Below are 25,821 nucleotides of genomic sequence, written 5' to 3' on the forward strand. Positions count from 1 at the left end.
TAAAGTGACATCGCGCTTTTTATGCTGTTTCTACATCCAAAGAATTAACTAGAGACCAACTCTTTCTGGTTTAAACCAAGCGTCTCTGTTGTTGAAGTATGAATTTTGTGCAGAAGCTCTGGATTTTCCATTAGAGACACGCCATAAGAAGGAATCATTTCTTTAATTTTCGGTTCCCACTCTTTCACATGTTGCGGGAAGCATTTTTTAATTACCTCAAGCATAACGTGAACAGCCGTAGAAGCACCTGGGGAAGCACCTAGTAATGCTGCAATCGAGCCATCAGCGGCACTAATAACTTCCGTACCAAATTGAAGCGTACCTTTGCCGCCAGCTTCAGTATCTTTGATAACTTGTACACGTTGGCCAGCTGCTACTGAATCCCAATCTTCGCTTTTGGCGTTCGGGATAAACTCTCGTAACTCTTCCATGCGCTTTTCTTTCGATAACATGACTTGCTCGATCAGGTATTTTGTCAATGACATGTTTTTTGCGCCTGCCGACAACATGGTTACGAGATTATTCGGTTTTACGGAAGTTACCAAATCAAACATGGAACCGGTTTTTAAAAACTTTGGTGAGAAGCCCGCAAACGGTCCAAATAGCAACGATTTTTTATTGTCGATAAATCTTGTGTCAAGATGCGGAACAGACATTGGAGGAGCTCCAACTTTTGCTTTGCCGTATACTTTTGCGTGATGCTGCGCTATAACATCCGGATTATTACATACCATAAATATTCCGCTTACCGGGAATCCTCCAATATGTTTTCCTTCAGGAATACCGGATTTTTGCAGTAAATGCAGGCTTCCTCCCCCGCCTCCGATAAAGACGAATTTTGCAGTGTGCCGTTCGACGTTGCCGCTGTCGTTTCGTACTTTCAACTCCCACGAGCCGTCGCTAGTACGTTTCATATTATCAACGCTATGTTTGTATTTGATATCGACGTTTTTACGCTTTAAGTGGTCAAACAAAATGCGTGTTAAAGCACCAAAGTTGACATCTGTTCCAGAGTCGATTTTTGTTGCCGCTATAGATTCACTCGATGGACGATTTTGTATAATAAGCGGAATCCATTCCATTAATTTTGCAGGGTCATCGGAAAATTCCATCCCTTGAAACAGAGGATTATTTGACATCGACACAAAACGTTTCTTTAAAAACGTTACATTATCTTTCCCTTGTACCATACTCATATGAGGCAATGGCATGATAAAGTCATGCGGATTACTTATCAGCTTGCTGTTTACAAGATAAGACCAAAACTGCATGGAAAGCTGAAACTGTTCATTAATTTGGATAGCTTTGCTAATATCTATAGATCCATCTGGTTTTTCGACAGTGTAGTTAAGCTCGCACAGTGCCGCATGCCCTGTTCCTGCATTATTCCATTCGTTAGTGCTTTCCTCTCCTGCATTTTCGAGCTTCTCAAACACTGTAATTTCCCATTCCGGTACTAATTCTTTCAGAAGTGTCCCTAAAGTCGCACTCATGATTCCGGCACCAATTAAGATGACATCTGTTTTAGTTTCTCCGTTGCTCATTTTTACCATCCTTATACCCTAAAATTTGCAGAAAGGATGTAGGCGCTCCTGCTTAGGCGTCATACCAAACCAAGGCGCGAACTAGTCACACACCTTTTCTGTTTCAATTATAACCATATCATAGTATTATCTGATAATTATAAGCTATTTAAAAGCTGGTGAAAAGTGAGAAATCCGTCCACAAGGCCCAATGAACACAAAAAAACCAAGACCTTAACCCAGCTTTTGCATGGATTAAGGTTTTGGTTAGCTCAACACAACTTGCATCATCTCGCGGGCGCCACTCAACTAATCTTCAATTAATGATATTTCCCCTTCATGAATCCCATATACAGACCCATAGCCAGGTTACTGAAAACCAATGATTGGGTGAGGGACATACGGTTCTTCCAGCGATGCGACTTCTTCAGTTGTTAATTTAATTGAGAGAGCAGCTACCGCATCTTCGAGATGAGAGACTTTTGTCGCACCGATAATTGGAGCTGTTACCGGTTCTTTCTGCAGCAACCAGGCAAGTGCGATTTGAACGCGGGGAACGCCATGTTTTTCTGCGATTGCCGCAACCCGCTCCACGACCAATCGATCGGTACTTGCAGTCGCATCGTATTTCGCTTTTGCAATTTGATCGGTTTCGGAACGATGTGTTGTTTCCTGCATATCACGCGTCAATCTTCCTCCTGCAAGCGGGCTATATGGAATCACACCGATTTTTTCAGCCCTACAAAGCGGCAGCATCTCCCTTTCCTCTTCACGGTATATGAGGTTCAAATGATTCTGCATCGATACGAATCGGGTCCATCCATTTTTCTCAGCTACATGTAAGGCCTTCAGAAACTGCCATGCGTACATGGCTGAAGCACCAATGTATCTTGCCTTCCCTGCCTTCACCACATCATGCAAGGCTTCCATCGTCTCTTCGATGGGCGTACTGTAATCCCAGCGGTGAATTTGGTACAGATCCACATAATCTGTTCCCAGTCTCTTAAGACTCTTATCAATTTCACTCATGATTGACTTTCGGGAAAGTCCGGCACCGTTTGGACCTTCATGCATGCGCCCATGTACCTTCGTTGCGAGCACAATTTCATCTCGGTTAGCATAATCCTTTAGAGCCCGCCCAACAATTTCCTCGCTTGTCCCGTCGGAATATACGTTCGCCGTATCAAAAAAGTTGATACCCATCTCCAAAGCTTTTTTAATGATTGGACGACTGCGTTCCTCATCAAGTACCCACTGATGGATCCACCGCCCTGCTTCACCAAAGCCCATACAGCCAAGACAAATACGGGATACATCCAAGCCTGTATTTCCAAGTTTTACATATTCCATTCGTATGTGCACTCCTTTTTTCTTATCATATAAGAAGCCTCACCCGGCACTCTTTATTGCCCTTCTGAAAACACTTTTTTGGCAACCATCATAGCAGACATCGATTTCGGCCATCCGGCGTAAAAAGCGAGATGAATAATCACTTCTTTGAGTTCTTCTTCTGAAATCCCATTTTCTTTCGCTTTATTCAAATGAAAAGTCAGTTGCTCCGTATTTCCTCCGGTGATCAGACTCGCTACGGTAATCAGGCTGCGGTCTCGCTGAGACAGTTCCTTGCGTTCCCAAACACAATAAGTCAATAATAATTCTTGATACATTAATGGACACGTGTCTATAATTATAAGCAAATATAGAACATCTGCAATTGTTAAATGAACGTGATTTGTTAAGAAATGAACAGCTGCTTAATAATTGTTAATTATTTACGAAAGCTTGGTGACCGCCAGTTGGCTAAAGTGGATCGAAGGATACTCAAAACGCAGGAAGCGTTAAAAAAAGCTGTTATTGAACTAATGTCAGAGAAAAATTTTGATGACATTACGATACAGGATCTTTCCGACAGGGCGAATGTGAGCCGCGGGACCATCTATCTTCATTATTTGGATAAATTTGATCTGCTGGATAAACTCATTGAAGAACATATAAACGTTCTAAGGGAAATGTGCAGAACGGCATCCGAATTGGATTTTATCGAAGCGACTCTGATGTGGACCGAATACTTTGAGCGTAATTATTCATTCTTCTCAATGATGTTAGCGAGTAAAGGTGCCCCTTATTTTCGTGGTCGATTTCTTGACTTACTTATCGAAGAATTAACGAATGAGGTCGATGTGACCAAAGGTAAGAACGAGAGGTTAAATGAAGATCTTCTAGTTAGGTTTGTTGCATCTGCTTATGTAGGGGTAGTGGAATGGTGGTTTACTAATGGAAAGCCTGTCACCCATCAAGTTTTGGCAGAACAACTGGGGACATTGTTAGATAGAAATGTGTAATCAGTATGTAGCTCAAGCACCGTATTGGTACTTGAGCTTTTTTCGTTTCTTTTTCCGTGGAATACTCAATAACTAGTTCACTTTTCCCTCACACTCAGAATAACCCCAACAATAATAACCATTCCACCGATCAAATCAAATATATGCAAGACTTCATGTAGGAATACGGTTGAGAATAACACGCCAAAAGGAGGAACGAGGTTCATCAGCGCCATTGCAGTTCCAGAGCTGAGGTTGCGCAGTCCATAATTATAAAGCATAAAAGCTGTTACAGAGCAGAAAACCCCAAGATAGAGCAGCACCCAGAGAGACTCTGCGCTAGGCACCTGCCATCTTGACCGCTCTATCAGTGCAAGCGGAATGAATGCAACCGTCCCTGCAATCGTCTGGTAAAACGAAACGGTTACCATGGAATAGTTTTTGACAACTTTGCGTGTTGTAAAGTTATAAGCTGCAAACACAACGCCCGCCAGAATTAGAATTAGGTTACCCGTCAGCTGTCCTGAACTCTCCCCCGAACTGCCGCCCGAAATCTGATACACTCCGAGAACGGCCATCACAATCCCAACCCCCTTCACCCAGGAAATCTTTATGCGAAAAAAAATAAACTCAAGCAGCGCTGTTATGGCCGGGTAAGAAGCGACGATCAGCGCGGCGCTGGATGCCGTTGTCAGCTCAAGCCCGATATTCTCCAGAGCAAAGTAAAGAGTCGTTCCCAATATTCCGCTCAGCGCCATCAATCCCATATCCTTCGGTGCAGGCCTTATAAATTCTTTTCGAGACAGCATAATCGCTCCTAAAATGACCGAAGCAATTACAAAGCGTGCTGCCCCCAATGTGAGAGGCGGAAAGGAAAGGTATGCAATCTTAGTCCCAACAAACGAGGTGCTCCATAGCAAAATGGCAATAATGACGGCGATTAAGTAAAGGCTGCTGCTTTTTTGGGCTTTTGCTATTCGTACTTTTTGAATTTCATTTGATGCATCCATGCTGTACCTCCAAGGAATTCCAAGTAATTGAATGTAGTAGCTACTTTTGTAGCAACTATATAAATGGTACACCATTGGCACTATCGTCTGTCAAGTGTAATAATGGAGTAAATCGGATAAATGAAAAAAACCGGACTTTGTACGATGCGGAGGGCAGGAGGTTAAAAAATGAAATTAGAAATCATTCAGATGTTGCAGGATTTGAATTTTACCGAATATGAAGCCAAAGCGTACCTGGCGCTACTTGATAAATCTCCATTATCGGGGTATGCAATTTCTTTGAACTCGGGTGTACCGCGTTCTAAAATTTATGAAGTGCTAAGCGGAATGGTGGAGCGCGGCGAAGTCATGGTCAGTCTCGAGGATCCTTCGTTGTACACGCCATTGCCGCCGCAAGAGCTGATCCGGCTGAAAAAAAGCAAAATCGACTCCTCATTTAAAGCTGCTGAAACAGCGCTTGCCAACTACTCTTATGTATCCTTAAATCGGGAAAACATTTGGAACATCACCGGGTTTGAAGCCATTTTGAGCCGGGCGGCGGAAGCGATTAATCGGGCGACTGGGCGTGTTCTGCTAGAAATCTGGACAGAAGAAGCCAAGCTATTGGAACCGGAACTGCGGAGGGCTGCGGAACGAGGCGTTGAGATTCTGATTGTCGTCTATGGAGAACTACAGTTCGATTTTGCGCAAGTGTACCCACATGATTCGAGTGAAGAGATTACATGGGAATACGGCGGCCGTTGGATCGTGGCTAGCATAGACGACCGCGAAGTGGTGGCCGGTATCGTTTCTCTTGGAACGGACAGCCGCGCCGCTTGGACCATGCACCCTGGTCTCGTCATGCCGATCACCGAGGTCATCATTCATGACCTATACATCTATGAGATTATGCAAGCGCACCGTGAAATGCTAGAACAGACATTCGGACCCAATCTAATCGATCTGCGAAAAAGGTATAACTTCGGGCCGGCTGGCTACAACATGGCGATGAGGCTAGGCTTTGGAAATTAACTTCAAAGTCTGAGTTAAAAAAGGAAAGCCCCTCGCGGGGCTTTTTGCCATATAGTTAAAAAACAGCGTCAGCTAAGGACTGTGATAATACAGTCCTAGGCTACCGCTTCCTAGTAAATTCAGATTCGCAGGCCAATAAAGTTTTATTTTTTATAAACTATCATTTTCTTTACCATCTGCTCCCTTGCAGTGCCGGACAGCGGGCTGCGGCCAGCTTAGCTTTTACAGCCATCAGACAGCCGCACCAACGGCGGGTTGTGCCGAATTGATAAGCCTCGCAGCTTTGGAAGACCAACATTTTGAATTCGGACGTCTTCACATTTCCGGTTCCCCAAAAGTATTATGCGATTGAATCGCATCGGAGGTTAGTATCCGCCCCGCAACATCGCCGACCTTCCCACCGCGGATTCATGTCGAGGTTGCGGTAGAAAAACCAAGCCCTATTTATTTCACTTGTTCTATAACAGTTGTCGCATTTCTTAATCTGTCTTTCCTAGCAATGGAATGGCTGCGTAACTATGAGAGGAGAGTTCGTTTTGGATTTTCTTAAAATGAATTTGTAACGAGCCAAAAAATACTTTTCCCTGGTTGTAGTGAAGCTCACATTTGTACCCGTAAGAACGGGATGCAGATTGCAGTGCTTTATAACCTGGTAACGCAGTGACCAAAGTAGTAATCCTTTTAATAATATGGTTAGGCACTTTCGTAAACATCGTCGCGTATATCCCATCGGCAACCGATACAAAGCTAGGAAATGTACGCTTGTCGAAATGCGAAAGTGTAACAAAATCGGCGACTATTGCGAGCATATCTTTGTTCAAACGATTTAAATTTATGGTGATATCCTTATAAAAGTAAATACCAAAACCAATTTTGTTCGTTATCGGGTTCAAACATTTTTTCAATTTCAACAATGTAGCTGCCGTATAAGTCTCAAGTTGATCCATAAACGAGTGCCAGTGAATTAGCGATCTCAAACCTTTTTTCATAAAGTTCTCCTTCAGTTCTATATGTTTACGTAATTTAGGTGTTTATTTTATTTGACTCTAGAACAAGACGGATTGTTCGCTAAAAGGCATTGGTAAATGTAGGGAGTGAACTTGAGGGCAGCTTCTTTACATAAAATGGGCAAACAATGTTTGCCAATAACTCATCTCAAGCTATTGGTGTACCGTTTTTAACAGGTTCATCCGGTTTTATGAGAACCACATCACCTTCTGCTGGAACACCGCCGATGACCAACACCTCAGATTTAAACCCTGCGATGCGTCTAACAGGAAAATTCATTACGGCGACTACTTGACGTCCAATAAGTTGTTCGGATTCGTATCTTTGTGTAATCTGAGCAGAGGAGCGTTTAATACCCATCTCACCAAAATCGATTTCTAATTTTATTGCAGGTTTTCGAGCTTCCGGAAAAGGCTCTGCTTTAATTACAGTACCGACACGGATATCTAATTTCATAAAATCCTCAATTGTAACCACGATTGCTGCCTCCATTTTTTACGTAAATTAAATCTTTTTATATGTGTTCAGTAGGACCCGAAGTTGTTGCATAACAAATCCTGCATGCTTACTGTCTCTGTTCAATCTGCTTGCCATCATTCAATAATACTATATTATTCCAAGTCGGAAAGCACAATTGCTGCAACATTGTGAGAATCCTTGTTCGTTGGCAAACTTGTCAGTAAATTAATGTTTCCACAACCAGCATTGCATTAAAGAAATGGAACAGTGTGAAGCAAAAAAGCACAATGGATTAGGAGCTATATGCTCCTGGTCCATTGTGCTTTTTTTGTTTTCAACAGTTATCCTTCCAGCACATCCGCTCCCAATTCGCTCGCAACCTCAATCATCTTAGGGATCACGGCTTCATTGGTGCCAGATACGTAAATATCTCCCTGATAATGCCGGAATGGGATTTTGGTATCGCCATAGCTCCACATGAAGAAATCCCCCTCAATAGACATGCTGGTAGAGCCTGTTACCGTAAACACGGATGTATAGGAAAAGTCAGGTTTGGACGTAAAATACAGCTTGCACTCTTCCAAAGATATGGTTTTCGCAGAATTGTCCTTTTCCTGAAATTCTCTTGTGATTCGATAGCGTTGACTCATTGAAATTCCTCCATGATCGTTCAATATAAAAATAACCCATGTGTAGAAACATGGGCGGTCTCAACTATCTGAGAATTTTACTAACCATTCCCTTATTTTTCAAGAAATCCTGTTGAAGGGTTCGTTATGAAAAACCCTTCTTCCGGCACATGAAAATATTGAACCCAAACCCCATCTAAGAGGTTTTCCCGTTTATCTAGTAAAATTTTAATGTCTTTGTCTGTTTCTACGATTTCATCATGCTCAGTAGGTGTATCAAGCTTCACATCATAATGCGCGTGCTCTCCATGATTCAGCGTAATAAATACACGAATCATCTTCCCCTCAGCTTCTTCACTACTCAACATATCTTTTAAAACCTTAGCTGCATTTCGATTAATTTTACATTTCATGTTTAACGTCCCCTATTCATTTTTATACTGTAATACTATTAGTTACAGAATGGTTTGTCAAGATATTCGAACTATAGCTTCCTTTTTGTCGTTCATCAAATGAAACTCCTTTTACTTCGATAAGCCGTGACCTTTGTTAATCTTATTCCCCTGACGTCGAGCCGTTATTCTTTGAGTTGTTTCTTCCCATGGAACAGAATATGAATAGGCACCCTTCGAGACTCTAAAATAATGCCAGCGGAAAGACAATCCGCTATTTTGGATTAAATGCGCTAAAAATTTGAATTTGCGGAACGTGAGAGCGTTATTCGGTGAAATTTGTGCTATTCGAGGCAAAAAACAAAGGAATAGCGTCTCTACGATCCGCGTTAGCTTGAATTAGAGCTAATTTCACGTAAATAGCGAATATACGTTCCTCTAAGTGAAACCTACCTATGGAAAATGGATGCCTATCCATGAAGAAAAGGCTAGCCCCTCTCGAATATTTATCTATTCTTGGGACAGCCCCTTAGCATGAATTATTAACCGCCGTGGTCGTGTGAACAACTACACCTCAGCAGCATGAGCGAACTGCGTGCTGTACAGCCGCGCATACAGCCCATCCAGTGCAAGCAGCTCGCTGTGCGTGCCCCGCTCCACGACGCTGCCCGCTTCGATCACCAGAATGTGATCGGCGGCCAGCACCGTGGAGAGCCGGTGCGCGATCACGAGCGTCGTGCGCCCTTGCATCAGCTCCTCGAGCGCCGCCTGCACATAGGACTCGGACTCCGAGTCCAAGTGCGACGTCGCCTCATCGAGGATGAGGATGCGCGGGCGCTTCAGGATCGCGCGAGCTATCGCGATCCGCTGGCGCTCGCCGCCGGAGAGCCGGTGGCCGCGCTCTCCCACCATCGTGTCGTACCCTTCGGGAAGCGACACGATAAAGTCGTGGATGTAGGCCTGCCGACACGCGGCCTCCATCTCCTCACGCGTAGCGTCCTCCCGCGCGAAGCGCAGGTTGTCGCCAATCGTCGCGTGGAACAGAAACGATTCCTGCGTTACGTACGCGATCTGCTCGCGCAGCGAAGCCAGCTGAACGTCGCGGACGTTCACGCCATCGACCTCGACGACACCCGACGTCGAGTCATACAGCCGCGCGATCATGCCGATCAGCGTCGATTTCCCCGCACCGCTTGGCCCGACAAGCGCGACCATCTCACCCGGTTGCGCCTCGAACGTGACATCGCGCAGCGCGTACTGCCCTGGCTTATAAGCGAAGGAAACCTGCTTATAAGCTACCCGACCCGCGACCTGCGTAAGCGGCGCAGCCCCAACTGAGTCCATGACATCCGGCACCATGTCCTGGTACTCGAAGATACGCTGGAATACACCCAGCGCAGTAGCCACCTCGACATGTAGGTTCAGCAGCATACCTACAGGCATGTACAACCGGCCAAGATACGCCGCGAAGGCGACGATCGAGCCCAGCGTCATGCTGCCGGATATGACGGAGTAGCCGCCGTACATATAAATAATCGCTGTGCCTAACGGCCCCAGCGTGCTCGTTGCCATCCCGAACCAACGACCGACCAGATTGAGCCGCAGCTCCAAATCCATCACCTTCTGGTTCATAGCCGTAAACTCGATTTCCTGATGCTTCTCCCTGCCGAAAATACGTGTCAACAAAGCACCGGAAATCCCGAAGTTCTCAGTAAGCTGAGAAGTAATATCCGAACGCACTTTCTGCGTTTCCGTGCGCAGCGATTTCCTTAACCTCGATACTTTTTTCACAGGCAGCACAAACAGCGGGAGAATAAGCACAGAAATAATGGCTAGTTTCCAGTCAAGGGCAAACAAAATACCAATCGTCGAAACAACAATGACAATCTGGGTGATTGATGACACAACCAATGAGGTCACAACACTTTGAACAGCCTGAACGTCCCCTGTGATCCGCTGAACAATTTCCCCCGACCGAGCCTCCGTAAAGAAAGCCATCGATTGCCGCTGCAAATTATGAAACAAGGACTGTCCTAAATCACGAATAACCCCTTGGGTTACTTTGGTATTAAGATGATTTTGCCATACCCCAAGCATACCGCTTACGACAGGAAGAAATATCATTAACAGTGCCATCCCTGCCAGAAGTTTCATATTGCCCTGTGGAATCGCTGTATCAATAATTTCTTTCATAACAAGAGGCGGGATTAAACCAATCAAGGCTGCAAACAGCGCCAATCCAATAATGGCCAATAATTGTCCCCAATACCCCTTAAACAACCGCAAAATCCTTTTTACCGAAACATCCTTTAACTTCGCTTTAGGCCGATTCCTATCGGAAAGCCGCCCCATACCACCTGGTCCCACTACTCATCTCTCCGTTCTACCCTAAGCTGCCTTCTAAATAGGAAAAGCATGCTCGATCGCCTTCGTCACTTCATCTGCCATCTTCAACACGCTGTACAGCGATGTTGTTTGTAGTACACTATACTGTCTAGGCCCGTCTGCATTGACGATAGCCGCAATCGTATAATCCCCAACCTGAGGCAGCACCTTCCCTACTGACTTCCCTGGAGCCAAAGGCTGATTAGACACCTGATACATGCCCACAGACAGCTTTTGTCCCAAACATGCATCAATCGCTATCACCACACAACCAAGTGGAATTTCCTGCAAACGCACTGCTAAGTTACTAGCATCACAAGGCGCTTCAAGTGTTCCTATCACATGCGGATACCCCAGTTCCACAAGCCTGCTCCCTACAAGCGGGCCCAATGAATCACCTGTCGATCGATCTGTTCCTATACATACAAAAGCCAACGAATCCGGCTTCATCGCCGACTTTTTCCCAATCGCCTTGAGAAAGATGGCCAACTGTTCGCCATTCATCTTTTTCCAATACTGCTCCCGCGGTTCAATCCGTTCTTCCCCCATCAGATCCTCCCTTAACACGCATCCAGCAAAATTTCCCCTCACTCCTGATGAATGATATAATGCGGTCAACTTCTATTCTTTCAAGATTATGCTTACGATGCAAGTTTTGCTAGCAAAACTTTAAGGAGGCACACCATGTCCACCCTAGGAATTATCGCGATCCTGACCCTCCTCTACTGGCTTTATATCACATTCGATGTGCATAAAGGCATACATTTACTGCATACACTGCCCAAATCCACGAAACTCCCGGACAAGCCTCCACTCGTTTCGGTCATTATCGCCGCCAAAGAAGAAGAGAGTACCATCCTAGAAACCGTCCGTCACCTTCTCACGCAAAATTATCCGCGCCTCGAGATCATTGCCGTCAATGACCGTTCTCAGGACGCTACAGGCGTCCGACTTGAAGAGCTGCGGAAGTGGTCACAGCGCAAAACAGATATTCACACACCACTGCAAATCATTCACATCACCTCACTGCCTGAAGGCTGGCTTGGCAAAAACCATGCTCTCTACCAAGGGTATCAGCAAGCAAGAGGCCAGTACTTACTTTTTACAGATGCGGATATCATCTTTGCACCAGGAACGATTTCAGATAGCGTTACTTATATGAAGGAACATGACGTACAGCATCTCACGCTGACCCCTAACATGATTGCGCGAAGCACGCTGCTCAGAGGTTTCGTTCATTTCTTCCTCTTCTCTTTTTCCTTATTCGTTCGCCCGTGGCGTGCCAACCTTGATAGCGCCCGTGAACCGGGCATCGGAATAGGTGCCTTTAACATGGTCAGCCGCAGTGCTTATGAAGCCATTGGCACGCACAAAGCGATCGCCCTTAGACCTGATGATGACCTTCAATTAGGCATCTCCCTCAAACGAGCTGGATTTAGGCAGAAGGTTCTGTCCGGCAAGCATATCCTTCAAGTCGAATGGTACCGCTCCCTCAAAGAAGCGATCATCGGTCTGGAGAAAAACCTTTTCTCCGGTTTTCGCTACAGCTACACTATTGCTTTACTCGCTTGTCTAGGACAGCTTATCTTTTTTATTTGTCCTTGGCTCGGTCTGATCTTCCTTTGGGACTGGAGAGGTGCCGCCTATGCTGTCGCTGTCATTTTACAAATATGGCTATACCGCAAGCTAATGTTCCGCCTCATGAGCAAACGCGGGGATGAAGCTTTCCTGCTCCCTATCAGCGCTTCCCTGCTCCTTTATACGATCGTGCGCTCCGTTTGGCTAACATGGAAACAAGGTGGCATCAATTGGAGAGGAACGTTCTACTCCCTGCGCGAATTAAAAAAGAAGTAAATTCAGAAAGGAAGATAGCTGCCATGCCTCATGCGCGTTTCCGCACTCTTACTTACACCGTGATGCTCAGCTGTCTGCTCTCAGCAGCCGTTATCTTCCCAGCATCTACTTCTGCACAAGGTACCGTTCAAACACAAAGCCGAACGATTGCTCATAATGGCAAGTCGTTTACTGTACAATGGGTCACAGCGGATCTCACCGATCCCTACTTGCGCGTTAAGCCTGTGACTGCTGAAGCCGGCATCGGTCATGATGAGTCCTTCTCCTCCATGTTAACAAGGAACCATGCGATTGCAGGGATCAATGGGACTTTTTTTGACGCCTATGAAAAGGATGACACCCAGCGCTATCCGAATGGTTTGCTGATTGGCTCCGGCGAAATCATGCATTCCGGCATTAATCCTGCCTTTCTCCTTCATGCCGACAAAACAGCCAGCTTTGGGCGAATCCAAACGGAGCACCAAATAAGCGTTACTCATCAGAGCAAAGCCTACACATTCACTGCTTGGGGTGTGAACAAATATTACGTTGATTCCGCCAATGATCAAGTCGTCTGGTACACGCGCGCTTTTGGACCGACGATCGATTTTCCTAACTCAACCAAAGTTGTCCTCCGCGAGGGCAAAGTTACTGCCGTTACGCCGCAGAGTGTCGATATTCCCGAAGATGGGCAGGTATTTCTACTTGGAAATAGTGCCAACAATAAGACCTATGTGCTGCCTAATATCCATATTGGCGACACGGTGAAGCTGTCTTCATCTCTCCATAATCAAGATACCGTAGAAAGCTCAATACTTACAGCGGTTGATGCTGCTATTGGAGCCGGACCGCATCTGCTTACCAATGGCGCTGTTGATTTGGACTTCGAACGGGATGGCTTTACTGATCCCAAAATCACAACGAGTGCGAACGTACGCAGTTTCATTGGGCTAGACGCTTCCCATCAGTTCGTCATGGGGACGCTCTCCGCAGCTACGATGGCGGATATGGCGCAAGTTCTTCTAAAGCTAGGTTTAACGGATGCAATGAATATGGACGGAGGTGCAAGTTCATCTCTGTATGCGAACGGCTCCATGCTGCGAACTCCGGGTCGGTCGCTGAGCAATGCACTTGTCGTGGAACGTCTAGATCATCCGCAAATCCAATTAGAAGTAAATGGACAATTCGTACATGAGTTCCGTGGGTATTTATTGCAAGAAACAAGTATGGTACCCTTTCGGGGCATTCTAGAAAGAATCGGTGCCAAATTTGAATGGAATGGGACAACCCGTACATTAACTGTTCATCATGGTTCTACTAATCTTGAGCTTCGGCCGGATCATTCCGTGATGACTGTGAATGGGCAATCAGTCATACTCCCTGAAGCACCTACTATACTAGATGGTCATATTTATATGCCTTTACGAGCCATTATTGAATCCTTAGGCGGACAGGTCCAATGGGATCCACGACTTTACCGAGTTTCACTTCGCTTTTAGTGCACACGATTCATTCGTACGATACGGTAATACAGTTGGCTGCTCACCTCCGGCTCCACTTCCAAATAACCTTCCACATGCACATAATCACCCAAAATATAGGTGGATGCATCGGCAGACCCGGAGTGTGTCAGAAAGAGGAGAGCGGCTTTTTCATTTCCAACCACGAACCCTGTTTGCTCATTCACTTGAAACTTATCTAGAACAGTCCCATGGTGAGACCTTGCGATATGATGAAAGCGCCAAGACTGATCCTCTTTTGTTAGAAAATAAAGCACGCGATTTCTCTGATTATTACTGAATTCCCTCGTCACACCAATCATGCAAACCTTCTCGCCAATACGAAGATACTCATCCACAACAAAGGATTTCAATCGCAAGCGATGCACATTTTTCTGCTGAATATAGGCTTCCATCTCTTCAATTGTCCTTTGATCCTTCGGATCCTGTTTCGTTGCGTAAAAAACTTCTTTTATAAACGTATCCGTTTGTAGGCTTCTTGCCCCTTTGAAATGATTATACGTAAGAAAAAATCGATCAATGACTCCCCGAATCTCTTCTGGTATGGCAGGACCTTTTTCCACGATATACATGCTATTTGCTTTATTCGAATGTCTTTTTTTATAAAACCAACTTTTCCAGACACTTAATTGCATGCCGTTCGTGTCACCTGCTTTCTTCCAAACATTTCTTCATTATAGGCTAAAAACCATAAAATTTCGATAAAAATCGCAATATTTCGCGTAAAAAAAGAACATTTGCCTTCTATGCTTTCATTCGAAAGATTCATAGAAAACAAATGCCCGATGATTTAATCCTTTTTCACCACATGGCTTACTTACAGAACTCTTTTGGCTCCCACATATCTGGATCCCCAGTATGAACTGGCGAGACTATCTATCGTTACACCTCTAGACGTTGTCGCTGAAATGAATTGATCATTCCCCAGATAAATACCAACATGATTTACACTGCCTGCTGCAAAAAACACAAGATCTCCAACCTTCAAGTCTGTAACCCTAGTTCCGGCTTGATCGTACATTTGAACCGAAGTTCTGGGTAGATCAATGCCTTTAGCTTCGTACAAGTAGCGCACAAATCCGGAACAATCAAACCCTCTGGGTGTTGTGCCTCCCCAAACGTATGGCGTGCCCATGAACGTATTTGCTGTTTGCACGATTTGATCAGACATGGAAGGTATAGCTACCGCTGCTACCTTTGGAGCTGGAGCTGGTGCTGGTGGCGGTGCAATCCAGGCTGGCTTGTGCGACTTGCCATCGACATTCACAATCGCGATACGATTCGCTTCATTCCACTCAATCGGAGAACCGAATGTTTCAGTAATGAAACGCAAGGGTACATACGTATTACCTTGATAAAGCGTCGGACTGCTTTCCAGACTAATCTTCTTACTGTTAACGATCGCTTGCTTCTCGTCGGTTGTAAGTTGAATCGTCTGCTGCTTGCTCTTCAACGTGACCACTATTTCGCTTTCTTGCTTCGCCCAGCCTACTTGATAACCCAATTTCTCAGACAGTACTCGCAAAGGAACTTGCAGCGTTCCTGCGTTGTCAATAAATGGCTGTACTTCTGGGAACTGAACCAACTCATCATTGACCTGGACTTTTACAGTGGATGAAGATGAACCTGATGCTGCTTGAACCGAGGGAGCGGACAAAATGGATACTGCCGCACCAACAAGTGCGCATGAGCAAATAAAGCTTTTTGTGAAAAATTTCAAAAACCTTGCCTCCTTGAAGCCTCCGAGGTTAGTTGACGGGTTCGGGAAGAGGTTTCCCTAGCGTGCTCAGTTTAGTAAAACAGCCGAGCATTCATTCACCCCAAATTAAAGAAGTCCCCCGTACCGGAGCTTTTGCTGCTCCGAGATTCGGCATTTTTTGTCTATTTTAGACTAGCATAGTTGAACTATTACTTTCAACTTTTGCATAGTGGTAATAGTTTCCATAGAGTTATAAATGCAAGGCAAAATCTGAAATAAACGAGGCAATCAATAGAACGGCCATGACACCTCCCGCAAGACGTGTACGCCAAATTAAGTTTCCGTCTGTTGTCATTTGTTTTGACAGTTTAGCGGTATTACGAAGTGTGTGGAAGTAAAGGATAGAACCTGCAACCACGAGAATAATCTCAAGAGCAGCGCTCACCCACGGCCACTGCCACAGACTAAATCCTACTAATGGAAGTCCTCCAGCATTCCCCGGTAAGAATGGCATATCTGTACGATGAACGAGAAGATCAAGTATCCAGTGACTGAAGGTAAGCCCTCCTATAGCTGCGCCTCCTCTTTTGCCCCACAACTTCCAAGCCAATAGTCCTGATAAGATAGCAATGAGCAGCGCCCCAACTAATGAGTGTGTATAGTCAGCATGAATAATCCCTTCCCCATATCCCGTACCGATGCTTGTATCGATCGTTTCAACACCAGAAAGATATAAAGGGACGAATACAACATCAAGCAGCTGAGTACTAAGCATGAGCGCCCAGATCGGCACCTCCGGTGTTCTTGCTTTCACTGCTGCAGCAAGCCCAAAATGTCCAGCAAACATTTACATTCCCTCCCTTTTCGAGCGACTGAGAACAAGACTTTCCAGCCATCCACATAACACTGTAAATAAGAGCATAAATACAATAAATGACATGTCGAGCACCATCCCTTTCTGTATGCTAATTTAATTAGTATATTAACTAATATAGTTAGTTTTGACAAGTGTTTTTTCCAGCACAAAGAAGAAGCCTGAACGCTAACGTTCAAGCTTCGATTTCATGCATATGCGATTATGGCTTGAGACATGTCTATTTCGATATCGATCCACCTTCGCTTCAATGCGATGATATTGATATTATCACTATTGAGAAGTTATTATGCTTTTGATTTCGCTTGTAGTCACAGAAAATATGATGCTCCAAAAAGCCCGACGAATTGAATGATTCCTCTTTCGCTCACATTAGAACCAGATCCGATCGTCATTGGATCTCTAGTGTAATAAAGTGACTGGCTCCTTACGAAGATCAGTTGTCAGAGTCACAGGCTTGGGCTGGTATCGGCTTATCCTTAAATCTTCACCGACAGGACGATCATCCTTCTCGGGTAAGTCCTTCGATACCTTCATGGACGGTCGAACCCCTGCGGAATCCCTCCTATCCGGACAAACAACTAAAGTTGTACTACGCACAACATTACTCAATCAAATCAAGCGTTTTCTCTACGCGTGTTGTAAAAAATGCAACAATTTAGACCAAAAGTGGCCTTTTAGAACGAATTAAGGCTAAATTGTTGTACAGGATACAACATCTCTAGCTAGGAGAGTAGGAAACCAAGGAAATTGTTGCACGAAGTACAACTACTTCCCTACTTATAAGCAAGAAAAATCCTTTATACAGGCATACTAATTCAGCTGCCCCCTTCACCCTAAACCAAAAAGCGAATCCATCGGTGTTAAATAGAGTGGATTCCCTTCATTTACCCCAAACAAGGAAAAACGACTCCGTCGTCCTCCTGAGACGAACGCGTTTGTCAAGGTAGATTCGAAGCTAAAGTATAAAACTTATACTTTCTTATCTACAGAAAAAGACCACCCGAAGGTGGTCTTTTCACATACTATGAAGCGGGCGGCGGGAATACTCCAAATACTTATTTCAAATGCTCCATACGGAAGCGACTAGTGGTATATTTGGACGCGCGTCCTACTTGGGTATATTCGATGATGTCTTCACGGACGGTCGAGCCCATACGGCTTCTCTTCCTTTCCCGTTCAAACGAAAAAGATCACCCGAAGGTGATCTTTTTCTGTGAAGCGGGCGGCGGGAATCGAACCCGCGCGATCAGCTTGGAAGGCTGAAGTTCTACCATTAAACTACGCCCGCATATTAAAAGGGATTGATGGTCGGGACGACACGATTTGAACATGCGACCCCCTGCTCCCAAAGCAGGTGCTCTACCAAGCTGAGCTACGTCCCGATGCGTTAAATGAAAATGGCGCGCCCTGAGAGATTCGAACTCCCGACCTTTTGATTCGTAGTCAAATACTCTATCCAGCTGAGCTAAGGGCGCAAATTAGTTGGAGCGGAAGACGGGGATCGAACCCGCGACCCTCGCCTTGGCAAGGCGATGCTCTACCGCTGAGCCACTTCCGCATCGTATAATTGCCTGTCATTCTCGCTAACGTTTCTCCGAGGCGACAAGGAATAATATATCAGGAATCGAAGACAAATGCAAATGTTTTTTCTTTCCTTTTTTTATTTGATGAAAATACCGCCAAATGGCAGTACTTCTCTGGCAATGCGACGCATTAAACTGTCATTTTTCATATGCTCATCCAATTTGCGATCTGGCTTACAGGGCTGCATGAGAACATGGCCTTGCCCCGTCATTTCCCAATGATAATTCATATGCTGACTTGCCAGTGTATTGCCGTACACACATAGACGTAGCTGAGCATTCCGCGGGTAGGCAACAAGACAGCTTATATCGACATACAAGGGCTGCTTAGCGTCCAATGCCATTTGGTAAATCGGTCCTGCAGTCAGAAGTCCTAGTTTACCTGGACCTTTGAACTGCATTTTCACAAGATCCTGCGTAATCAGTGTATTCTTAACATTTTGCAGATGAGAAGTGTAGCTGACTCCCTCTGTGTAAAACAGAACATGTCGAAATTCATATAGAAGATTATCATCCGCTCCTATGGGTATAACAGCCATGCTATAACCTTCAGGCAGCCCTAACATTACATTGGCAGGACCATGCAGCCGTGACTGGACAAAACGCTTCTTCCTATACATACTCGGCAGCTTCATAAAAGAATCTTCTCTCTGCTCAGACTTTCCTTGAAAAGCGACAATTTGGTTCGGATGCAGCACATGAACAGACTCCCTCTGTTCGATGCGCAACGTGGCTATCTTTGCGTGTGAGCTTACTTCCTCGAAAGATACCTCCATACACACCGACCTCCTCGTAGACTACATCTATCTCATTCTGCGCTTCTGCCTCCGCCAAACAATGAATCGAAACACGCGGCCCAGCACAAGATAAAAAATAATCAGCAAAACAGCTGTCACAGCCATATAGGTTAATTTCTGATTTCGTTTTTCTTTATCTAGGGCTATTTGTTCCATGGCCTTTAAGCGTTCTTGCAATTGTTCATTTTCCTTTTTAAGCGTTTCGTTTTGCCCAAGAAGCCGTTCCTCAGTTTCTTGCGAATGCCGTATGGCTTTAGAAAGCTTGTCCTTCTGATCCTCTAATTGCTGCTTCGTAGTCTCATAGTCTTTCTGAATTTGTTCCACATTCTCTGGCAATTGATAGATGTCCTTCACTCGATCCAACCATGAGGCTTGGACCGCAGAAGCTGGATACATAAACCCGACCATGATGACGAGTAAGCCAAAGACTTTTATAGCCCCCGCCAAAGAACGTATCTGCATCTGCTGCCCCTCCCCACGTTCATATCGACATTTTCTTTTATTTTACCGCAAAAATCACCCGGTCACCACTTCTACTGATTGAACAGGATATCGTAAAATCGTCTTCATTTTCGAAGGCTCTACCTTCCTCGGGTCTGATAAATAAATCTCATGATGGAGGCCGCGGATCTTCCGTCTATGTTCAGTTAAGAAATGCTCGATTTGTTTCAAAGATTCCGGTTCTGCTGCATAGGGCCCCACATGAAGCATTTGTACACAAGCTCCCTCATGCAGGGTTTCATAATTGATATCCGAGATAACGGTTAGCTCCTTTTTCTTCGACATTGCAATAGAACGTGCATCTTCGATACTTTCGGCCCTCACATAATCTGGCATTCGAATCAACAGCTTCCAGTGCCATTCTTCTCTTGGTACATCCAGGGCTTTTCTATCCCCATCCACCCACCATAAGCCTTCTAGTTTGGCCACAGTAAAGTCTTTCTCCTCTTTCTTATAAATCCCCTTGATGCTGTAGGAAAGCGTGTAAAGTGCTTCAGTGGCATTTGAGAAGGCTATGCCGTCCGGATCCCCTTGACCTTGAATCGTGACATACCAGTTAGGCTCAAATTCGACCAATTGCGGTTTCGCGGGTGCTGTGTAATAGCTTTTATACGTTTTAGCTAAATCCAACTTTTCCATATTGCACATCCTTTACATTTTCTCCTAGTATATAAAAGGATTCCTGACAGCTGCATGTCAGTAGACATAAAAAAACTTACCCTTCGCCAAATTTCGCGAAACAGGTAAGTCTCATCCTCATAAAAGTCGTATGTAATTATACCGCTGCTGGTGGCGTGAACGAACGTTGAGCAAATTCAGCATCCAACATGTAGAAGGCGTTACTGTCTTTATCAATGCGTTTCAATTTATTAATAATGCTGTCGAACATTGCTTCTTCCTCTACCTGCTCATCAATGAACCATTTCAAGAACTGCATAGTCGCATGCTCTCTATCGTTCAATGCCAAATCTGATAGATGATAAATACGTCTTGTTACTTCTTGCTCATGTTGATAAGCATGTTCAAAAGCATCTAGGATCGATTTGTACTCATTCACAGGCGTATCCATACCGGCAAAGCTAACCTTTTTCCCACGATCATTTATGAATTTGAAAATTTTCATCGCATGGAATTTCTCTTCCTCAGCTTGTACAATAAAAAAGTTTGAAAAGCCATCTAAGCTTTCCGCAGCACAATAACCAGCAATAGCCAAGTAGACGTGCGCGGAGTAAAACTCATAGTTCATCTGCTCATTGAGCGCTTCTGTAAGTGTATCGTTTAACATAGATGCACACACCCTTTCTGTATGGTTATCTCTTGCGTATTCCCCATACATACAAGATTACCAGAACTCCGCATACAAATACAAACGGAAGAAGCAATTTAAGAAGGGTTAAGTTCAAACCATCACGCTTTCTGCTCTAGATTCAGCAATAATTTGTTTGATCTGAGCATAAAGTAAGTCAGGCGAAGCTGCACACAACAGTTCCTTTTTACCGATCATGGCGATACACTCTTTCTTACAATGCTTGCAATTGCCTAAGCAGTCTTTCTTCTTCTGCTTCAGGTCCGGATATTCGTTTTTCAAGGACTTATATATTTGTTTGGATCCGAATTTTTCATTTCTACAGCAGTATTTAATCGTTTTCATGTTCGATCTCTCCCCGCCATCGCATATATCACTACAATTGATATTAGTGATAATAATAATCAATGTCAACTGAAATTACGGTGAGCTTGTTCAAAACCTTCGCATGAACCTCATTTCAAGCCTACTATATAGATTTCGGAAGCTGAACAGAACCTCAAGCATGCAGAATTAAAACATGAAAAAAGTATCGATCAAAACGAGCGCCACCATTATTCATAGAAAATGAACAGGGGTGGCGCATTGTTTCATTCTCAGACTATCACTTGCTTACTTGAACAATAACCCTATCGCTGGATGTTGTTCCTGCATAATTAACAAGCTCGCATCGATACTCGTACGTGCCAATCGGTTTATTATGGATCATCGTAGCTGCAGATTGCGCTTGTGGCGTATAATCGGTGAATGTTTGCGTATTGATAAGAACGCCGTTCTCATATAGACGATATGTGGTGCCGTTCGTGCCCCACCACATGTTCATATTGATGCTGAAATTTCCATCCCCATCCCAGTTATCATGGGATAGGACCGTTTTGGCCGGCGCTGCTTGCGTGACGTTCACTGTTAACACATCACTTCTCGTTGTACCGAATGCATTGACGAGTTCCGTATAATAACGGTAAGTGCCATTCTTTTTGTAGGTAACGGACGTTACGGTCGTTTGGGCACTCGGCGAGTTGTCCGTGAGGATTTGTGTCTCGATTAATAAGTTATCCTCATAGAGCTTATAGATTTTACCGTTATTGCCCCACCACATATTCATTGTAACCTTGTAATTTCCATCAAGAATTCCTGTATCGTACCCATTGTCGTCCGAGAGCACTGGCTTCCCAGGTACCCCCGTACTTCTGTATACGATATTCGTTACGGTAGCCGTCGCAGTGCCATGATGGCCCGCGGCATCGATAAATTCGAATGTGAAGCTGCCGTTAAAGTTGAACGTATAGCTGCTCGAACCCCCGTTGTTCGTGATCGTTACAGGTTCGCTCGGCGTAATGATCGCGACCACACTGTCCGAGGTGGGTGCTGTGCTGCTGTAAGCTGCCGCAGCGGTCGGCACTGTCCTGTCAACATGGAAAGTAACTGTCTGCTGAGCTTCCACATTACCCGAAAGATCTATAGAACGGTAGCTCAGGTTATATTGCCCGTCTTGTTCGAAGGTTAACGGGGTTGTATACTGCTGCCATGTGCTCCCGCCATCCAGGCTGTATTCGGTTGATGCTACTCCCGACAAGTTATCTGTGGCCGACAAACTGACCGTTACAGGCAGTGCATACCAGCCATTTTGTCCATCCGGTTGTGCAGGCGACACCGTAGCTGTAGAGACAGGTGCAATCGTTTCAAAGACCGTCAATGTGAGGGACGCCGTCTTGAACGTGGATCCAATGCTCGCGGTCACCGTAATCTTCGCGCTGCCCGGCTTGATCGCCGTTACTTGTCCGAGCGCGTCCACGGTCATTACGGACGTGTTATCGCTGCTATAAGCCACAGTAGCTACGCTCATATCCGCAGAGGAGCCGTCATCCATCTTCCCGCTAAGCTGCAATTGCGCAGATTTGCCCGCTTCCACATATGGAACAACATGAGATAAGCTTATAGACTGAACTCCCGGTCCTCCTGGGCCGCCCGACTGCCAGGTCGTGATGCTAACAATGTTGCTCAGCCCCGAGAGATTACCGCTGGCATCAAACGCCCTGAGCGAATAGGCATACGTCGTTGACGGAGTAAGAAGCTGATCAATATACGCATATACATCAGAAGCTACTGTCGTCAACGGCAGCTCATTCCGGTAAATCCAATAGCCCTTGACCGCAGTATTGTCGATGTACGGCTCCCAATGAATCCGGATCGCTTGAGCCGATAGGGCTGCTCCGTCGAGCGGCTGGCCCACGGTCGCCACAGGCGGCTCCGTATCGGGCTCAGCCTGCTTGGTTGTGATCAGCAGATAAGGCTCATTCGCCTTTCCCTTGCTCTCGATGACGGCATTGATGCTCGCGACAGGCAGCGTCAGGCCTAGGCTGAGCTGTTCATTGGAGCTATCGGCTTTTACCAGACTTATGACCTCTGTCAGATCGATCTCGCTCCATCCCCAATCGGCGGCGAGTCCAAGTCCGGCCAACCGGTCCAGCCGCGCGGGCTTCGTATTCCACGTCACCGTCCCTTCCGACCAAGCCGCACTTGTCCGATACACGTCCGCTGTGACCGCTGAAGGGCTTCCAATGCCGTACATCATCAGCCTAGCATTCGTAATTTCGCCATCCAGACCGCTCACATCAAATTTGATGAAGCTTTCACGGGTAAAGCTCTCGCTGCCGTCCTTCTTAATCTCGAGATTACTCGTCCGGTAATTCGAGTTAGCATAGCTGCCTCCACGCACATAAGCATCATCGGTTGGCAGCAGCTTCGTCACATTGCCGTCGATCACCTGGAGAAAGCTTTCTGCGCTACGCGACACGCCGTTCAGCGTTACCGTGACGCGAATGACCGCTGTACCTTCGCCCAACGCGGTGACCTGTCCAATAGTATTGACCTCCGCCAAGCCGGGCGTAAGGCTCTCATACCGGATCAACGCACTCCCAAGCTGTGCCGCATAGCCCGAGTTCATCACTCCAGCCGTTTGCAGCTGTGCCTGCTGGCCTATACCTAGAAACTGCTTGTCGGCCGTAAGTGTGACGCTCTCCAGCTCCCGCGTTGCGGACGTCTCGATCCGTAAAAATGGCTGATGGTCGCTCGACTCCCGGCTGTTGAACAGTGTGTACACGCCCGCCGAAGTATCCTGCACGACTGCGAGCGACATGATCCCCGCGGCCGCTTCGTGACCACCACCGGCGTTCAGCTGCGCCCTAACATAATCCGTAGCATCGAAAACCCGCCACGCATAATCATCCTTGGTGAAGGGCGACGTCGACAGCTTACCGCCTAACGCAGGCTTATTCGCCCAGACCATGCCGGAACTGCCGGACTCGATCCAGTCGTCGCTGTCCACACCATACAGGCTATTCACCGTATCGCTGCCCGTAGCCGAGGCCCTGCCGTATACCAGTAGCTTGGCCGAGCTGACAGATCCGGTGAGGGCGCCCAGATCAAACTTCAGAAACGACTGGCGCGTGGATAGGTTATTGCCTCCCTGGACGATCAACGATCTATCCGTCCCCGTATTGGTCGATGTCCCTTGTCGGACCGACACATCGGCCACTGGCACATAATCGCGCACTGTCACCGTCCGGTTGTCATAGTCGATGCCCGTGTTGCCCGACAATTCATTGCCGGACAGCACAATCCCCGTGCCCGCCTCGATGAAAATTCCGTTCGTATTGCCCACGATCCGATTGCCTTCAATCCTGATGTCGCGGGGCTCACCTGCGCCGTTGCCCCCGTCGCTCGGATTCCCGATATCGTACAAAGTATGAATAGCCCAGAAGCCCGGCCCCGTATTGTTCTCAATCACATTATCCCGAACCTGGGTGCCCGGAGCATTTTTCAATCGGATTCCCGTCGTACCGGGCTTCATGAAGTTGGCGATGACATTATGATCAATCACCGTATCTGGTGACCCCAGATAAACCTGAATCCCATACAGGGCCGAATTCTCGATACGGTTGTGATGGATGTAGTTGCCCGGTCCGGCTGCGTCATGCGTCGCCCCTGGATTGCCGACGCCGATGCCCGCTTCGCCGCTGCCGATCACAGTGTTACCAACGAATTCATTCATATATTCGTCCTCGCCGTGCATGTCGATCGAGTCCAGCTTCGTCTGGTATAGCTCATTGTCCGCAATCAGATTATTATGCGTCCAATTGCTCAGTAGGATACCATGGCGAAGGGACGGCCCGTAGAAGCGGCTGTTGCGAACCACGTTGAATAGTGAATCGTTGTCCCGGCCCAACCGGCTTTCCTTTGACAACCCCTCCAACGACACCCCGTAGCCAGCTCCGCCCTCGGCGGTATCAGTCGCATTGCGCAGCGTGGCATACTGGATAACGACATCGCGGCTGCTGCGGACGAGTACGCCGACGCGCTGGAACTTCTCGATCGTCACATGGTCTAGAATGATGTCCTGCGAAGGATTCCCGTTAGCCGCTGAAATCAAGACAGCGGTCTTCGGACCGCCCCGCTCGGGATTGGCTACCGTTGTGCTCGTTGGATACGCACCCTGCCAGCTTGCCGTCAGCGTCATACTCCGAACGGCGATGCCCTGCTGACCCGCGATACGCAAGATGATGCCTTCGCTCGTCGCATAGTCGCCGATGTTCTTGGCATGGTCGGAGACGAGCAGCACCCCGTCCTCGCTTTCCCCGCGAAGCTGAATGCCTGAGTGCAGCAGCAGATGCGAAGCGCTGTCGCTCGCCGTGCTGGTCAACTGGTAATGCCCATTGGGAAAGTAAACCTCGTCCCCGGGCTGCGCCGCTGCGATCGTAGCCCGGATCGCAACGGCGTCGTCCGTCCCGGTAGCCGACGTAGTCGCGCCGTAATCCACGACATTAAGCGTCCGCCCCGTCACCAAAGGAAGCTCGGGCACCGAATGGGACGTCTCGTCCGGCTCATACAGCCCCGGCTTTGTATGAGGCAGCGCTGCAGGATCGGGACCAGTCGGGGGAAGCTCAAGTGGACTCAGCACGAAGCCG

Annotated in this window: 25 protein-coding genes, 4 tRNA genes and 1 riboswitch; of the genes, 4 read left to right on the plus strand and 25 right to left on the minus strand. The window is 46.5% G+C overall.

Annotation, left to right across the window (positions count from 1 at the left end):
* Positions 1–44: 44 nt before the first annotated feature.
* The 3 genes from ASD40_RS35830 to ASD40_RS35840 form a co-directional block, all read right to left on the minus strand.
* Positions 45–1,544, minus strand: a complete 1,500-nt coding sequence (locus tag ASD40_RS35830) for a malate:quinone oxidoreductase (protein ID WP_057307902.1) — start codon at positions 1,542–1,544, stop codon at positions 45–47.
* Between the two features lie 348 nt (positions 1,545–1,892).
* Complete coding sequence (locus tag ASD40_RS35835; RefSeq protein ID WP_057307903.1) at positions 1,893–2,873, minus strand: aldo/keto reductase; 981 nt, start codon at positions 2,871–2,873, stop codon at positions 1,893–1,895.
* Between the two features lie 53 nt (positions 2,874–2,926).
* Positions 2,927–3,190 carry a carboxymuconolactone decarboxylase family protein gene (locus ASD40_RS35840; protein ID WP_082562676.1) on the minus strand — a complete coding sequence of 88 codons (264 nt, stop codon included), beginning with the start codon at positions 3,188–3,190 and terminating at the stop codon, positions 2,927–2,929.
* Between the two features lie 129 nt (positions 3,191–3,319).
* Here ASD40_RS35840 and ASD40_RS35845 point away from each other — a divergent pair, with 129 nt between their 5' ends.
* On the plus strand, positions 3,320–3,865 hold the full coding sequence (locus ASD40_RS35845; RefSeq protein ID WP_057307906.1) for a TetR/AcrR family transcriptional regulator: 546 nt from the start codon (positions 3,320–3,322) through the stop codon (positions 3,863–3,865).
* Positions 3,866–3,942: 77 nt separating this feature from the next.
* Here the strand turns inward: ASD40_RS35845 and ASD40_RS35850 are convergent, their stop codons facing one another.
* Positions 3,943–4,854, minus strand: coding sequence for a DMT family transporter (locus ASD40_RS35850; protein WP_057307907.1), 912 nt, complete (start codon positions 4,852–4,854; stop codon positions 3,943–3,945).
* A gap of 168 nt (positions 4,855–5,022) precedes the next feature.
* On the opposite strand from ASD40_RS35850, the gene ASD40_RS35855 reads away from it, so the two are divergent.
* Complete coding sequence (locus ASD40_RS35855) at positions 5,023–5,865, plus strand: TrmB family transcriptional regulator (RefSeq protein ID WP_057307909.1); 843 nt, start codon at positions 5,023–5,025, stop codon at positions 5,863–5,865.
* Positions 5,866–6,034: 169 nt separating this feature from the next.
* Here ASD40_RS35855 and ASD40_RS37690 read toward each other — a convergent pair whose 3' ends face one another.
* The 7 genes from ASD40_RS37690 to yyaC form a co-directional block, all read right to left on the minus strand.
* Positions 6,035–6,184 (minus strand): hypothetical protein, encoded by a 150-nt coding sequence (locus tag ASD40_RS37690; protein ID WP_156390292.1) that lies wholly within the window; start codon positions 6,182–6,184, stop codon positions 6,035–6,037.
* Between the two features lie 160 nt (positions 6,185–6,344).
* Positions 6,345–6,854: a hypothetical protein gene (locus ASD40_RS35860; protein WP_057307910.1), complete on the minus strand. Its 510-nt coding sequence runs from the start codon at positions 6,852–6,854 to the stop codon at positions 6,345–6,347.
* A gap of 166 nt (positions 6,855–7,020) precedes the next feature.
* Positions 7,021–7,350, minus strand: coding sequence for a chaperone CsaA (csaA, locus tag ASD40_RS35865; protein ID WP_057307912.1), 330 nt, complete (start codon positions 7,348–7,350; stop codon positions 7,021–7,023).
* A gap of 323 nt (positions 7,351–7,673) precedes the next feature.
* Positions 7,674–7,982, minus strand: a complete 309-nt coding sequence (locus tag ASD40_RS35870; protein WP_057307914.1) for a hypothetical protein — start codon at positions 7,980–7,982, stop codon at positions 7,674–7,676.
* Between the two features lie 92 nt (positions 7,983–8,074).
* Positions 8,075–8,374 carry a hypothetical protein gene (locus ASD40_RS35875; protein ID WP_057307916.1) on the minus strand — a complete coding sequence of 100 codons (300 nt, stop codon included), beginning with the start codon at positions 8,372–8,374 and terminating at the stop codon, positions 8,075–8,077.
* A gap of 546 nt (positions 8,375–8,920) precedes the next feature.
* Entirely contained in the window at positions 8,921–10,720 is a 1,800-nt protein-coding gene (locus ASD40_RS35880) for an ABC transporter ATP-binding protein (protein ID WP_235549509.1), read from the minus strand.
* 33 nt (positions 10,721–10,753) lie between these two features.
* The gene (gene yyaC, locus ASD40_RS35885) at positions 10,754–11,287 is read right to left on the minus strand and encodes a spore protease YyaC (protein WP_057307918.1); all 534 of its coding nucleotides are present in this window, start codon (positions 11,285–11,287) and stop codon (positions 10,754–10,756) included.
* Positions 11,288–11,422: 135 nt separating this feature from the next.
* Between yyaC and ASD40_RS35890 the strand changes: the two genes are divergently transcribed.
* Both ASD40_RS35890 and ASD40_RS35895 read left to right on the plus strand, forming a co-directional pair.
* Positions 11,423–12,592: a glycosyltransferase gene (locus tag ASD40_RS35890; RefSeq protein WP_057307920.1), complete on the plus strand. Its 1,170-nt coding sequence runs from the start codon at positions 11,423–11,425 to the stop codon at positions 12,590–12,592.
* A 23-nt stretch (positions 12,593–12,615) separates the two neighbouring features.
* Entirely contained in the window at positions 12,616–14,070 is a 1,455-nt protein-coding gene (locus ASD40_RS35895; protein WP_057307922.1) for a stalk domain-containing protein, read from the plus strand.
* Here ASD40_RS35895 and ASD40_RS35900 read toward each other — a convergent pair.
* The 14 genes from ASD40_RS35900 to ASD40_RS35960 form a co-directional block, all read right to left on the minus strand.
* Positions 14,067–14,726: a hypothetical protein gene (locus ASD40_RS35900; protein ID WP_057307923.1), complete on the minus strand. Its 660-nt coding sequence runs from the start codon at positions 14,724–14,726 to the stop codon at positions 14,067–14,069. The genes ASD40_RS35895 and ASD40_RS35900 overlap by 4 nt on opposite strands.
* Before the next feature lie 182 nt (positions 14,727–14,908).
* A complete protein-coding gene (locus ASD40_RS35905; protein WP_063870900.1) occupies positions 14,909–15,811 on the minus strand; it encodes a C40 family peptidase in 903 nt (300 codons plus the stop codon).
* Between the two features lie 2 nt (positions 15,812–15,813).
* A riboswitch (cyclic di-AMP (ydaO/yuaA leader) is annotated at positions 15,814–15,974 on the minus strand.
* 66 nt (positions 15,975–16,040) lie between these two features.
* Positions 16,041–16,637, minus strand: a complete 597-nt coding sequence (locus ASD40_RS35910; protein WP_057307925.1) for a hypothetical protein — start codon at positions 16,635–16,637, stop codon at positions 16,041–16,043.
* Between the two features lie 429 nt (positions 16,638–17,066).
* Entirely contained in the window at positions 17,067–17,201 is a 135-nt protein-coding gene (locus tag ASD40_RS39200) for a hypothetical protein (protein ID WP_268795952.1), read from the minus strand.
* 683 nt (positions 17,202–17,884) lie between these two features.
* Positions 17,885–17,955: transfer RNA gene (locus ASD40_RS35915), tRNA-Gly, on the minus strand.
* A gap of 17 nt (positions 17,956–17,972) precedes the next feature.
* Positions 17,973–18,049: transfer RNA gene (locus tag ASD40_RS35920), tRNA-Pro, on the minus strand.
* A gap of 16 nt (positions 18,050–18,065) precedes the next feature.
* Positions 18,066–18,142, minus strand: a tRNA-Arg gene (locus tag ASD40_RS35925).
* An 8-nt stretch (positions 18,143–18,150) separates the two neighbouring features.
* Positions 18,151–18,225: transfer RNA gene (locus ASD40_RS35930), tRNA-Gly, on the minus strand.
* A gap of 102 nt (positions 18,226–18,327) precedes the next feature.
* On the minus strand, positions 18,328–19,026 hold the full coding sequence (locus ASD40_RS35935) for an AIM24 family protein (RefSeq protein WP_057307926.1): 699 nt from the start codon (positions 19,024–19,026) through the stop codon (positions 18,328–18,330).
* A 27-nt stretch (positions 19,027–19,053) separates the two neighbouring features.
* On the minus strand, positions 19,054–19,509 hold the full coding sequence (locus ASD40_RS35940) for a hypothetical protein (protein WP_057307927.1): 456 nt from the start codon (positions 19,507–19,509) through the stop codon (positions 19,054–19,056).
* A gap of 54 nt (positions 19,510–19,563) precedes the next feature.
* Positions 19,564–20,187: a GyrI-like domain-containing protein gene (locus ASD40_RS35945; RefSeq protein WP_057307961.1), complete on the minus strand. Its 624-nt coding sequence runs from the start codon at positions 20,185–20,187 to the stop codon at positions 19,564–19,566.
* Between the two features lie 136 nt (positions 20,188–20,323).
* Positions 20,324–20,833 (minus strand): ferritin, encoded by a 510-nt coding sequence (locus tag ASD40_RS35950; protein ID WP_057307929.1) that lies wholly within the window; start codon positions 20,831–20,833, stop codon positions 20,324–20,326.
* 114 nt (positions 20,834–20,947) lie between these two features.
* A complete protein-coding gene (locus ASD40_RS35955) occupies positions 20,948–21,199 on the minus strand; it encodes a DUF1450 domain-containing protein (protein WP_057307931.1) in 252 nt (83 codons plus the stop codon).
* A 259-nt stretch (positions 21,200–21,458) separates the two neighbouring features.
* Positions 21,459–25,556, minus strand: a complete 4,098-nt coding sequence (locus ASD40_RS35960) for a CBM96 family carbohydrate-binding protein (protein WP_235549510.1) — start codon at positions 25,554–25,556, stop codon at positions 21,459–21,461.
* Positions 25,557–25,821: the final 265 nt, after the last annotated feature.

This window comes from Paenibacillus sp. Root444D2 (assembly GCF_001426375.1).
Taxonomy (GTDB): Bacteria; Bacillota; Bacilli; order Paenibacillales; family NBRC-103111; genus Paenibacillus_E.